The organism is Stieleria neptunia (genome assembly GCF_007754155.1).
GTDB lineage: Bacteria > Planctomycetota > Planctomycetia > Pirellulales > Pirellulaceae > Stieleria > Stieleria neptunia.
This window is the reverse complement of sequence record NZ_CP037423.1, coordinates 6,748,759-6,760,517: the sequence shown is the minus strand read 5'-3', so window position 1 is coordinate 6,760,517 and position 11,759 is coordinate 6,748,759. Positions and strand designations below refer to the sequence as shown.

The 11,759-nt window shown below is 56.2% G+C and carries 10 protein-coding genes; 1 reads left to right on the top strand and 9 read right to left on the bottom strand.

What is annotated here, in order from left to right; genetic code table 11:
• Window positions 1-46: 46 nt before the first annotated feature.
• The 8 genes from Enr13x_RS23510 to Enr13x_RS23475 all read right to left on the bottom strand — a co-directional run bounded on the left by Enr13x_RS23510 (window position 47) and on the right by Enr13x_RS23475 (window position 9,560).
• Window positions 47-1,003 carry a tyrosine-type recombinase/integrase gene (locus tag Enr13x_RS23510; RefSeq protein ID WP_145389284.1) on the bottom strand — a complete coding sequence of 319 codons (957 nt, stop codon included), beginning with the start codon at window positions 1,001-1,003 and terminating at the stop codon, window positions 47-49.
• A gap of 293 nt (window positions 1,004-1,296) precedes the next feature.
• Window positions 1,297-3,363, bottom strand: a complete 2,067-nt coding sequence (locus tag Enr13x_RS23505; RefSeq protein ID WP_145389283.1) for a hypothetical protein — start codon at window positions 3,361-3,363, stop codon at window positions 1,297-1,299.
• A 1,209-nt stretch (window positions 3,364-4,572) separates the two neighbouring features.
• Window positions 4,573-4,833, bottom strand: coding sequence for a hypothetical protein (locus Enr13x_RS23500; protein WP_145389282.1), 261 nt, complete (start codon window positions 4,831-4,833; stop codon window positions 4,573-4,575).
• Window positions 4,830-5,531, bottom strand: a complete 702-nt coding sequence (locus Enr13x_RS23495) for an RHS repeat domain-containing protein (protein WP_197455307.1) — start codon at window positions 5,529-5,531, stop codon at window positions 4,830-4,832. The genes Enr13x_RS23500 and Enr13x_RS23495 overlap by 4 nt, the downstream gene beginning before the upstream one ends.
• Before the next feature lie 208 nt (window positions 5,532-5,739).
• The gene (locus Enr13x_RS23490) at window positions 5,740-6,720 is read right to left on the bottom strand and encodes a tyrosine-type recombinase/integrase (protein WP_145389280.1); all 981 of its coding nucleotides are present in this window, start codon (window positions 6,718-6,720) and stop codon (window positions 5,740-5,742) included.
• A gap of 520 nt (window positions 6,721-7,240) precedes the next feature.
• On the bottom strand, window positions 7,241-7,636 hold the full coding sequence (locus tag Enr13x_RS23485; RefSeq protein ID WP_145389279.1) for a site-specific integrase: 396 nt from the start codon (window positions 7,634-7,636) through the stop codon (window positions 7,241-7,243).
• 1,127 nt (window positions 7,637-8,763) lie between these two features.
• The gene (locus Enr13x_RS23480; RefSeq protein WP_145389278.1) at window positions 8,764-9,270 is read right to left on the bottom strand and encodes a hypothetical protein; all 507 of its coding nucleotides are present in this window, start codon (window positions 9,268-9,270) and stop codon (window positions 8,764-8,766) included.
• Between the two features lie 8 nt (window positions 9,271-9,278).
• Window positions 9,279-9,560 (bottom strand): hypothetical protein, encoded by a 282-nt coding sequence (locus Enr13x_RS23475; RefSeq protein ID WP_145389277.1) that lies wholly within the window; start codon window positions 9,558-9,560, stop codon window positions 9,279-9,281.
• Window positions 9,561-10,102: 542 nt separating this feature from the next.
• Here Enr13x_RS23475 and Enr13x_RS23465 point away from each other — a divergent pair.
• The gene (locus tag Enr13x_RS23465; protein ID WP_231743739.1) at window positions 10,103-11,023 is read left to right on the top strand and encodes an ISAzo13 family transposase; all 921 of its coding nucleotides are present in this window, start codon (window positions 10,103-10,105) and stop codon (window positions 11,021-11,023) included.
• Here the strand turns inward: Enr13x_RS23465 and Enr13x_RS39880 are convergent.
• Complete coding sequence (locus tag Enr13x_RS39880) at window positions 11,010-11,657, bottom strand: RHS repeat-associated core domain-containing protein (protein WP_390621115.1); 648 nt, start codon at window positions 11,655-11,657, stop codon at window positions 11,010-11,012. The genes Enr13x_RS23465 and Enr13x_RS39880 overlap by 14 nt on opposite strands.
• Between the last annotated feature and the right edge of the window lie 102 nt (window positions 11,658-11,759).

The window sequence follows — 11,759 nt, the reverse complement described above, 5'->3', positions numbered from 1 at the left end:
GGATGATGGCTTGCAGAGCATCCCGCCATTGTAACTGATGGACAGGCTATTCGGTGTCGCTTTGGGGTGGTCGGTCCTTGGCTCCCGGATGGGTTTTGTCGTGGACTTCTCGCAGGCGTTTGATCGACACGTGCGTGTAGATCTGGGTCGTGTTGAGTTGCTCGTGACCCAAGAGCGTTTGGATCGAGCGCAGGTCCGCGCCGCCTTCGAGCATCAACGTCGCCGTCGTATGGCGCAGCATATGGCAACTGCCGGGCTTCGTGACTCCCGCCGCAGTCAAGTAGCTTCTGACGAGTTGGCTGAGCGTGACCGGATGAAACGTGTTGCCGCGGGACGTTAGGAAGATCACTTGCGTATCGTCGTCGAGCAGTGCGGGGCGACCATCGTGAAGGTATTTCATCAGCCATCCAAGGGCTCGCTTGCCGGTCGGTACGACTCGATCCTTGCGGCCTTTACCTTGACGGATCATCGCAAGACCGGACTCGTGGTTGATGTCGTCGAGCTTCAGTGCGATCAACTCGGCGCGTCGCATGCCGGTGGCATAAAAGAGTTCCAACATCGCACGGTCGCGAAGACCGGTTGGCGTGGTGAGATCGACCGAACTCAACAGCGTTTCGATTTCGTCGATCGTCAGGTGCGATGATGGAAGACGCTGTTCTTCCTTGGGGCGTTCGATGCCGGTTGATGGATCGCTGTCGATCCAACCTTGTTCGCTCAGCCATGCGAGCCAGTGACCAACCGTTGAGAGATAGCTCGCCTGAGTGCAGAACTTGAGCGGCTTGTCGGTGCGTTCGTTGCGGTAGTGATAGAGCCAACGGCGATAGGCGGCAAGTGACTCGGCGGTGATCTCGGTGACGGACTCGATACCGCGTTCGGACGACCAGGTGAGGAACTTGTTCAAGACGTAGGCGCGGCGCGAGATGGTCGTGGCCGACCAGTTGTTCATCTTGAGGTGATTGAAGTAGCGAGACAGTAGGACGGTGGGAGTGGGAAGGTTTGACATGGATTTGCATCCGGGGGTTGTGATCGGCGCGCACCGGTAGCCGGGCGTGCTCGATCAGGGTGAAAGCGGCCGTGCGAACGTCGCCCGGCCGAAGAAGACGGCATCACCGATCACGGCGATGCAGCTATGACAAGGCTTTCAATGAGGGGGCCTTGCGAGGTTTTGACATCGGTTTTGATGCCAGAGCGGTTAGGTCGTTGCGTCGCAACAAGTTACGTGAATCGGAAGCGGGCCGGACGGCACCGGAACCAGCCCGGATGCCACCCGGCAGGTTGACTGCCGAGCCCGGAAGGTTATCGCGAAGCCCGGAAGGTTTTGGTTGTAGGTGCAGGCTCGGAGAGTTTGCCGGGATCGATCAGGCCCGTCATGAACGGCTGGCCTTCGCGGCCTTCTCCGCTGTAAAGCAACTCGTAAATGTATCGTCCGCCTTTGCGTCCGCGGTGGACGTGGACATATTCCAGATCGACGAGGCGATTTAGATGAATGCCCAGTTGGCTGTTGCCGATGGACGTTGCTTCGCGGATGTCGCGGCGCGTGAAGCGGACAGCGTCACGCGGGACGGAATTGGCTTTTGCGGTTTCGCCGACGTACCCGTTGAGCAGGCCGAGTAGATTCCGTGTTTGCGGTGCCAGTTCATCCAGGCTGCGACCAAGCACCAGACCCGCGATGCCGTTGGCAACGGCGATGTCGTTCTTGGTGACTTCGATGTACTCGACTTGTCGCTCATTGAGCGTCGCGTGTTTGACCTCTCGCTGATGTTGATGCAACAGCGCGATGGTGTCAATCAGCGTGAGATACTTCTCATGGTCTCGACGCAGCCGAGTCTTGTTGTTGGCGAACGTCAGTTGCGGCGCGTAGGGGTTGACGATCGTCAGCGGACGAATCAGTCGTTGAGCGTTTTGATGCAGCTTGCGTAGTGATCGTTTCAGTTCGTTTAATTGGCTCAGCACCGCTGCGCGTGCATCGCGTTGAATGTTTTGAATCGCATCGGTTTGGTTGCGGGATTCATCGACGGTCAGGATCAGGCATCGATTGATCAGTTCTTCGTCGATGTCGAGGGCGGTTTTGGTGAGGAAGATCTGCGTGGGGCCTTCGACGTGGTGTTCTTGGGTTTGGCTGCGTCCGTCTTCGCCGCGGCCGACGGTGGCATGCCGCAGTTCGCCTTCGCTTTGCAGGAGCTTCAGTGCGTAGCTGGCTTGGCGGATGCCTTCGTCTTCGGCGATGGCGAGGATCTTGTGACGGATGCTGTCGCTGTCGAGGTAAAACAACGACTGGCCGGTCATGCCGCTGAAGCGGTTGACGTCTTCGATCGGCATCATCGAAAGAACCGCATCCATCAATGATGTCTTGCCGGCACTGGATGATGATTGAATCACGATAGCCAGTGGTTTGGCAAGCTTGCGACTGGTCGCGGCCAGGTAACCGGCGAGCTTGTTGGTGGACTCGCCAACGGTCCCGCAAGCATCCATGTCGGCGACGATCCGCTCAAGCAAGTTGGGAGAGCGAAGCAGAGCCAACGCTTCGCGTTGCTCTTCGTTGCTGAGCTTCACTTCGGCACGCGCCGGTTGTTTCAGCGCCGCGATGCGATCGGACTGCAACGCTTCGAGTTTGAGCAGCAACGTGCCGATGTCCTTTTTGATGATGTCGGCATCGGTGTAGAGTTCCGTTGCCGTAGCCTTGATGAACGAGGTTCGTGAGCGCGCCTTCACAAGATCAAGCGTGTCCATGTGAACGAGGTCGTCGCGCGAAGCCATCAGGTTGACTTTGAGTGTCAGCGTCGACTTATTCTTTTCAAGACCGCGGATTCGATAGCGTCGATCATCGCGGATGAAGATGATTTGGTTGTCTTCGATGCCCAGTTCGTTGTCGGTCGTCGTAGCAGGACGCGACGAGAGTACTGATGTCGCGGCTGTCTGTGGCTTGCTGTCGGAAGCCTTGATGGCATCCGCGACGGGTTCGGGGATTGTTGTTTCCGATTGCCCAACGATGATGACATCTTCGCCACTTGCGTGTGCGTCGATCTTGTAGCCTCGCAGGCCGATGATGTTGCCTTCGTCGTTGACGACCGGAACGGCCACACGACCGCGCATGGTTTCGCGCCCATTGGCTTTGTAGAGGCCGGCGGCGACGAGCGCGTCACGGACTTCGCGGCCGCGCTTGATGCGCCGCTGTGGGATCTGTTTGCCGAGTGTTCGGTCGGCGAATCCAATTTTTTGTTCTGTTGCTTGTTCGGTGGTGAGATGGAGTTCTTCGTTGACGTATGCTTTGGCACGTTCGCTTTCCTTCAAGCATGAAGCGTAGAATTCTGCGATGGCCTTGATGGGGTTATCGAGGATCGCGTTCAGGAAGTCATCGTTCATCGTGTTGGCTCCGTTGGCTGCGCGCAGACCGGTGGCGTGGTCGTTGCTTGGTGGTTTGGAAAGATCGCGGGGAGAGGTGTCGGCGGTTGCCGATCGGGTCCGCGGAAGCTGCGCACCTGTCGGCTGTCGTTGGCGGTCGAGAGCCTTGAAGGTACAGAGGCGAAACGTGGATCAACGCCTCACGGATCGGCCGGCCCTCCATGACGCGACAGCTTCCGCTCACTGTCAAGCGACGGAATCAGCCAACCGCCGCGAAAGTAGAAAACCACTTCGGGATCAATCGTTAAAGTTTACGCACGCTCTGTTAACCAACGCGTGAGTGTTTTTTGCCTCTCGCCTTCTCTCGGCCTGATCGCCGGAGGGTCACAGGTGACGGCGTCAGTCCGGCTCGGCGAAAGCCAAAAAACATTGGGAAGAGTGGGCGGTCGGCTTTTGACGTGAAGTCCCGGGCGCCCGGGGAGTGGTGTGCCCATGAATGCCGGGGAGCCTGTCGGAGATTCGCAGAGGGCTTTGGCCGAACAGACAAGCTGTCGGATGACGGTTTACCGAGCGTCTCGTTCCCGGCTTACCTCGCTTGGGCTCGGACGCGGTCACTTACGCCTTTCTTGATATGGAGCTCGGCCTCCTGCCTCGCACTGTTCTTATCGGGCTCCGCCCTCGGCGTCGGTGCTGCTCGCTCGCGCTCGGCGCTGCCCTCATCCTTCGGTCGCTGTCAGCACCTCCGTCAACCGTCGGCTCCGCTCGGTCGATCCCTCCCTCACTACGGTCGCCGAACGATGGCCCGCTACGTCACTCCACGACCATCATCACTCTACCACTCCTTGTCTCCCCCTCTCCTTGTCTCCCTCTCTGCCTTCCCGCTTCCTGCCATCGTTCTCCGACTGACATCCTGTCACCGACGGGTGTCAATCGACGGGCATCCTACCCGCCGTGCCTACGGCGTTCTGTCATGCTCGAGCAGTGGCCGATCGGTCAACTGGGAAGGTTTCGCGACCGAGCGTTGCGGCGGAAGTTGACTCGGTCCTGTGTTCACGTCAATCGTCCGCCGACTGAAGAGACGCCGACGCCTCACGGCGGTGTCGCTTCAATTCGATACATCGTGTGACTCGTCTAAAACCCCTTTCCTTCTTTTCGCACTGATGGAAGGCTCGCTCGCCCGTGTGTGTTCGGATGAAAACCGAAAACAAGAGTTGACTCCAGCGACAGCCTTCACCGGACTTTTGAACGAAACAAAACGAAGAAAACCAAACAGACGTTGGCCCCGGTCGTAGCTACTACAACTTGAAACATCCAAGGCCCGGGATTGACCTGACCCAATGCTTTTGCCAACGCAATTGCAGCGAACGCCCCAAAAACGGCGATGGGCACAAGCACGCGGAGCCGCATTCCCGAGTCTCTTACTGAAGCAAAGGCCAGAAATGCAGAAACCAATGCCGAACACACCGCGATCAGAATCAAAATGGCATTCATTGAAGGAGCGGGGATGGTCCGAGGGGGGATGGTGAACGCGTTGGACAGCATCGTATTTTGCTTTTCCATACCTCCCGGCTTTTACCGTAACCCTTCGCAATGTCATCGGCTAATCCCGTTTGGTTGGCGGGTTTTGCAACCTTCTTAAAAATGCAGACCATGCAGGCTTGGATCGCCCCGAAACTCACAACATTTGCACAAGTGTTACTTTGAAGGCCTTCCGCAAAAATCCTCATACAGCGACCAAACGCACCTGGCCCATTGCCGTCGTCGCTGCCGGCACATCCGATTGCACCGATAATGTACGATACTGGAACTGCTGCGCAGGCTATAACGCAACCAACAACAAGGATCGGTACTGCTTCTCCGGTAGGGTCCACATTCGTAGTTGGCTGACCGTTCACATACTCGTACAAATTCCAAGGGCTGCCCTCATACCCGATCGGGTCTCTGGAACAGAAGCGTCCGCTCAGCGGATCGTACATCCGCGCCCGGTAGTGGTACAGGTCGAGGACGTTGTCCCACTCACGGCCGGTGTAGGTGTAGCGGTTACCTTCGGCCGTTGATGTCCGAGCCGTGCCGCTGGCATCGAAGATTGAGAGATTGCCGTACGCATCGTAGGCGCACCTTTCCTTGATCATCCCGCTCGAATCGGTCAGCGCGTTGATGCTGTACTGTTGGGTGCCATCGTAGCGCACTGCAAGGTTTGTATTTGAAGCGTGGCTTTTACAGCGTGATTTGCCGCGTGAACAAGTCTGTCGGTGTGGCGCTTTGCAGCTACGGTTTTGTTGTGAATCGGCGCACGACTTAACGCCTCCCGCGCGGGGGCGCGCGAGACGGCGTTGAAGGGTTTGACGGCGGGATGATCGATGGCAGAGCATCCCGATATTGTAGTGGATCGATCGACTACTCGGTGGGTTTGTCGTCGGACTTATTGGGATCAGATTGCGGTGGGCGGTCCTTGGCTCCCGGATGGGTTTTGTCGTGGACTTCTCGCAGGCGTTTGATCGACACGTGTGTGTAAATTTGGGTGGTGTTGAGTTGCTCGTGGCCGAGTAGCGTTTGGATCGAGCGCAGGTCCGCGCCGCCTTCGAGCATCAACGTCGCCGTGGTATGGCGGAGCATGTGACAACTGCCAGGCTTCGTGATGCCCGCCGCGGTCAAGTAGCTCCTGACGAGTTGACTGAGCGTGACCGGATGGAACGCGTTGCCGCGGGACGTTAAGAAGATCACGTTGGTGTCTTCGTCGAGCAGTGCGGGACGACCGTCGTGAAGGTATTTCATCAGCCATCCAAGGGCTCGCTTGCCGGTCGGCACCACGCGGTCCTTACGGCCTTTGCCTTGACGGATCATGGCAAGCCCGGACTGGTGGTTGATGTCGTCGAGCTTCAGCGCGATCAACTCGGCGCGTCGCATGCCGGTGGCATAAAAGAGTTCCAACAGCGCGCGGTCGCGAATACCGGTTGGCGTGGTGAGATCGACGGAGCTGAGTAGCGTTTCAATTTCATCGATGGTCAGGTGCGATGATGGAAGACGCTGTTCTTCCTTGGGGAGTTCGATGCCGGTTGATGGATCGCTGTCGATCCAACCTTGTTCGGTCAGCCATGCGAGCCAGTGACCAACCGTTGAGAGATAGCTCGCCTGAGTGCAGAACTTGAGCGGCTTGTCGGTGCGTTCGTTGCGGTAGTGATAGAGCCAACGGCGATAGGCGGCAAGTGACTCGGCGGTGATCTCGCAGACGGATTCGATGCCGCGTTCGGACGACCAGGTGATGAACTTGTTTAAGACGTAGTCGCGGCGCGAGATGGTCGTGGCCGACCAGTTGTTCATCTTGAGGTGGTTGAAGTAACGAGACAGTAGGACGGTGGGAGCGGGAAGGTTTGACATGGATTTGCATCCTGGGGTTGTGATCGGTGCGCACCGGTAGCCGGGCGTGCTCGATCGGGGTGAAAGCGGCCGGGTGAACGTCACTCGGCCGAAGAAGACCGCATCACCGATCACGGCGATGCAGCTATGGCAAGGCTTTCAATGAGGGGGCCTTGCGAGGTTTGAAGGCGAAGTTTTCGCTTTCGTTTTGAATGTCGTTGGCTGGCAACGACTTGTGTGAATTACTAAGCATCACAAGCGATGCTCATGACATGCTCACCCAATGCACATCCCATGCTCGGGCTTGCCGATCTGATGCTCGCAGTCAGCTATTGCATGCTCGCAGTTTCGGTCGTAGTTGTTGTATACAGAGTGTTTGAATGAGGGGGGGCTTGCGACGTTTTCGGGTTCGGTTGGGGTGAATCGTGGCTAGCTGCTTGACTGGAAACGACTTGCGTCAATCGAATGCCACCAGAAGGTCCACGGAAGCCCGCCGGAAGCGCCCCGGCAGCTTTACCGCAGGCCCCGGAAGCTTGGCGTCCTAGGCCGGAAGCTTTTGGTCATAGCAGCTGTTGCTTGGCAGATTCGCCTTGCCGCGCTTATCGATCGTGGGAACCGTCGCTGCGATGTCGCTGGAGAAATTGGTGTCGCGCGCAAGCCATTCAAACAAGCGACGAAGCTTTGTGACGCGTTCACGAACGATGCGGATCCCAATGGCTGCACCATTGATTAAATCAACCTCGTTTTGCAAGTGACCAACATAGTCAGCGGCGGTTGTGTCGCTGATTTGGTCGCTGGCTGTGATCGATTGCGTTTGACACCAGGTGACGAAGTAGTCGAGTTGCTGCCTGGTGATGTTGACGATGCGTCGTTTGTGGCCCGATCGTTGCAGGTATTCGATGTAGCTTTGGACCAAGGCTGGTAATGTCGAAGCCATCGGGGGTGACCTTGTGCTGGTTCGTTGCAATCGCGCCGACGCTATGGGGAAGATCCATGCCGGCGGGGTCGTGTGGGCTTGGCGATCCGACCGGCTGCGCTGCGTGTCTCTCGGCTGTCACTGATGGCGGCGGCCTTGATCGGTGGCGATGGCGATCAAGTTCAATGCGCCCGAGAGCGTGGACCACCTCGATGACGCGACAGCTCCGCCTGGTTGTCAACAGAGCAATTCGCCAACCGCCGCAAAAGTAGAAAACCGCTTCGTCATCAATCGTTAAAGTCAACGCACTTGGTATTAACGATCGCACGTGCGTGTTTTTTGACTCTCGCCTTCTCTCGGCCTGATCGCCGGAGGGTCACGGGTGACGGCGTCAGTCCGGCTCGGCGATAGCCAAAAAACGTAGGGGGAAGAGTGAGCGGCCGGTTCGATGACGCTGGTGTCTAGGCTTTAGCCGATCTTTGTCCGGTCGTGCGAGCGCCGAAGGCGTCGCGGAGAGGCGCCTGAAGGCTGGACACCAACGGTTTGGATCCATAAGCCGTGACTGCCGGGGAGCCTGTCGGAGATTCGCAGAGGGCTTTGGCCGAACAGACAAGCTGTCGGTTGACGGTTGACCGAGTGTCTCGTTCCCGGCTTACCTCGCTTGGGCTCGGACGCGGTCACTTACGCCCTTCTTGATAAGGAGCTCGGCATCCTGCCTCGCACTGTTCTTATCGGGCTCCGCCCTCGGCGTCGGTGCCGCTCGCTCGCGCTCGGCGCTACCCTCATCCTTCGGTCGCTGTCAGCACCTCCGTCAACCGTCGGCTCCGCTCGGTCGATCCCTCCCTCACTCCGGTCGGCGAACGATGGCCAAATCAATCGTGTGGGTTAGTTCGCGAGAGTGTTTTCTTTCACCCTTCACTCTTCACCCTTCAAACTTCATCCCTGCGATCGTTCTCCGACTGACATCCTGTCCCCGACGGGTTTCAATCGACGGGCATCCTACCCGCCGTGTCTACGACGTTCTTTTCTACTCGAAGTGCGCGGTCCGGCATCGTGCCGAAGACAACCGGCGGTCATCGTGACCGCCAGCGGTAGTGAAGCGGATGGCCATCCATTGCGGCGGAAGTCGACTCGGTCCTGTGATCACATCAATCGTCCGCCGCTGATTCGCAGCATTCAACCCCCGTCCCCTTTGATTCGCGCGTTCGTTCGAAGAATGCTAAAAACCATTGGCCCACTCCTAAAACACCAGAAGCAAAGAACATGCACCAAATTGGAAACAGAATCGGAAATACTGATATCATCGCTCTCGAATGCAACCAATCACAGCAATACGTGCCCAACCCAATCGCCGCTACAGACGCGAAACACATCCATCCTCTAATGCTTTGCGTAGCAGATGTATTGTCGACTCCGAAACGGATGCCGAAAACAACGATGACCGCAAAACACATGTCGATTAAGAAGCTGGTGGCGGAGAAAGCAGCTTCCTCCATCCGTCCGGCATAAAACTCAACATGAATAAACTCGAATGGCCAACCAACCACGACTGATTCAGCATGTTGTTGCTGATACCAAACTTCATTCGTGCGAAAGTTGCAATGCAAGAACGCTGCAACACACCAAATTGCCAGAGTCAGACCATACGGCTTCATGGCGATGCCTACTTAATGTGGCCAATATGATTCTTGTAGTTCTCGTATTGGTCATCGAAATAGTCGAGTATCTTGTCGGGGCATTTCGTTTTCAGGCTTGTTGAATACTTTGGTTTATCCGGAGAGCCCGTAATGTCGGTTGTGAAGGAAAGTTTGTCGATGACGCCTCCCTTGCAGGTGTCGAGAATGCGAACCTCGAATTCCAGATGGATTTTAAGCGTAAAGCCCTGAGCAGCTAGCTTTTTGATATCGGCATTTGAGTGAATTACCCCCGGATTGTCTGAAAGCATCGCTAGGCACTTCACCGTAGTCAACCGAAGCGAGTCTTGTTGAAAAAGTTTTGGGTCAATCTTCTTGCCAGGCGATCCTGGCAGCTTTGGGCTTGGATAGAACCCCGTAACCGGACGCCCCGTCGAATCAAGCAATTCGTAACTGCCTCTTAGGACCGCCGGAACAATTAGTGTCGCGGGTTTTCGCTGGATGGGGTAGACTTTCCGCGTCTCAATCCACCAGCGAGGGTGCCAAGGATGGCGTTTGTATTCGAAAATCAGCTTGACGATCTGGCTGCCAAGCGAGCAGTCGATTTTTATTCAACCTTGTCCGAAAAGGATCGCCGTCGGTTCGCGGCTGTCGAGGCACAGCGTCTCGGGCGAGGAGGTGTACCGTACATCAGTCAATTACTGGGCTGCTCGACTCGCACCATCGAACGAGGTATCGCTGAGCTCGATCAACTCTCCAATGATCCGGCGAAAGGTAGGATACGGCGGCCAGGTGCTGGACGAAAAAAAAGATCGAAACCGATCCCGACCTCGAAGACAATCTGAACGAACTATTGAGCGTTCGTGTTGGAGGCGATCCTGATGAGCCCGACGTGGTTTACACAAACCTGGCCTCCACTGAAATGGCTGAGAAGGCGGCCGAGGCCGGCACCCCTGTGAGCGACAAGACGGTCTCCGCTTGGCTGAATAGCTTGAAGATCGGTTTTCGAAAAATGATCAAAACTATTTCCGGTGGCTTGTCAGCGGATCGCGAGCAGCAGTTTGATCTCATCGCAGGACATGTGGAGAGCTATCAGGCTGCCGGCAATCCGGTCTTTTCGATCGACACAAAAAGCAAAGAATTCCTGGGCCGTCTTTACCGGGCCGGTCGCATTCGCACCACAGAGCCCATTGAAGCGTTCGACCACGACTTTCCGAGTTGGGCTGATGGCGTTGTGATTCCTCACGGAATCTACGACATCGGACGAAATGCTGGGCACGTCAACATTGGACTCTCTCACGAGACGAGTCGCTTCGCGACCGATAGCCTCAAATGGTACTGGAACCGGATAGGGAAACGTTGTTATCCGGATACCAATTCCATTTTGCTATTGTGCGATTGCGGCGGTAGCAACTCAGCTTCAAAATACATCTTCAAGCACTACCTTCAAAAGTTGGTCGACACGATCGGCATCGAAATTCGGGTAGCCCACTATCCAAGCTACTGTTCAAAATACAATCCGATTGAACGCCGTTTTTTTCCGCATCTTGGACGTGCTTGCTCCGGGATGCTTTTCGATAAGTTGGAAACAGTTGTCAAGTTGATGCGGAACACATCGACTCGGACCGGCCTTCGCACTACGGTCAACGTCTTGCGAGGGTTGTACGAGACGGGTGAGAACGCGACCGCAACAATGAAAGCAGCTCTGCGTACAGTTTTTGACGAACAAATACCGAGATGGAACTATCGATTCTCGCCAATTAACCGACACTAATTGTTCCGGCGGTCCTTATCCATTGCTCAACAGCGCAGCACGAGCACTTGCAATCAGTACACCCTGGTTCGTGGAAAACAAACAAACCTCGATGAGCTTTGAATAGGTGCTGTGCTGTGATTTTCTTTCCTCCTTTCTCAACTTCCGTGTCGTGAGAATACGCATTGTCGGCTACGGAACAAAGGAACTTAGACTTGATGCAACATCGATCCAACCCGAATGGATCTGCGTACGACAAGGGGCTCGCACCCACAAACAGATATTGACTCACTCCATCCGCGTACCCAATCGGATCTCTGGAGCAGAACCGGCCCGCGATCGGATCGTACATGCGGGCGCGATAGTGGTAGAGGTCAAGGACGTCGTCGTACTCGCGGCCCGTGTAGGTATAGCGGTTACCTTCCGCCGTTGATGTACGCGCGGTTCCACTACCATCGAAGATTGATAACCCACCGTACGCATCATAAGCATACCGTTCCTTAATCGTCCCGCTCGAATCGGTCAGCGCGGTGACGCTGTACTGTTGGGTGCCGTGATAGTGAATCACGGTATTCGTAGCTGAAACGCAGGTATGGTGCTTCGATTTACCGGACTTCCTGCTTGCTTGAAGGCTGGTTGTGCAACCATGACGCATGATTGGATTGCGTCCCCTGCTTCGTCCAGCTCGCAAGAACGTCGTACGGGCGTGTTTACGTTGCGCGAGAAACAGCCATCGTTTCAAGGAGTGGATTGCGGC

Bases quoted from the DNA above. Each gene is read 5' to 3' on its own strand.
- Enr13x_RS39880 (WP_390621115.1), bottom strand. From the start codon at position 11,657: ATGCGTCATGGTTGCACAACCAGCCTTCAAGCAAGCAGGAAGTCCGGT.
- Enr13x_RS23500 (WP_145389282.1), bottom strand. From the start codon at position 4,833: ATGAATGCCATTTTGATTCTGATCGCGGTGTGTTCGGCATTGGTTTCT.
- Enr13x_RS23485 (WP_145389279.1), bottom strand. From the start codon at position 7,636: ATGGCTTCGACATTACCAGCCTTGGTCCAAAGCTACATCGAATACCTG.
- Enr13x_RS23510 (WP_145389284.1), bottom strand. From the start codon at position 1,003: ATGTCAAACCTTCCCACTCCCACCGTCCTACTGTCTCGCTACTTCAAT.
- Enr13x_RS23475 (WP_145389277.1), bottom strand. From the start codon at position 9,560: ATGCTTTCAGACAATCCGGGGGTAATTCACTCAAATGCCGATATCAAA.
- Enr13x_RS23505 (WP_145389283.1), bottom strand. From the start codon at position 3,363: ATGAACGATGACTTCCTGAACGCGATCCTCGATAACCCCATCAAGGCC.
- Enr13x_RS23490 (WP_145389280.1), bottom strand. From the start codon at position 6,720: ATGTCAAACCTTCCCGCTCCCACCGTCCTACTGTCTCGTTACTTCAAC.
- Enr13x_RS23480 (WP_145389278.1), bottom strand. From the start codon at position 9,270: ATGAAGCCGTATGGTCTGACTCTGGCAATTTGGTGTGTTGCAGCGTTC.